At 47.7% G+C, this 241-nt stretch carries 1 protein-coding gene; it reads left to right on the forward strand.

Going from position 1 to position 241, the window contains the following annotated elements:
- Positions 1-24: 24 nt before the first annotated feature.
- The coding region (locus L975_RS16365) for a transposase (RefSeq protein WP_047709332.1) at positions 25-241 on the forward strand (217 nt) is incomplete at its 3' end.

Below are 241 nucleotides of genomic sequence, written 5' to 3' on the forward strand. Positions count from 1 at the left end.
AAACTAACGCAAAGAGAGGTGCCTATGAGCGGTAAACGTTACCCTGAAGAATTCAGAATCGAAGCAGTTAAACAGGCCGTTGATCGAGGCCATGCTGTCGCAGATGTTGCAAAACGGCTCGATATCACAACGCATAGCCTCTACGCTTGGATAAAGAAGTACGGCCCTGACAAGCAACAGCATAATGATTTGGCAGATGCTCAGGCAGAGATTAAGCGGTTGCAAAAAGAGCTGAAGCGAG

Source organism: Plesiomonas sp. ZOR0011 (genome assembly GCF_000800945.1).
GTDB lineage: Bacteria > Pseudomonadota > Gammaproteobacteria > Enterobacterales > CAMTGL01 > Plesiomonas > Plesiomonas shigelloides.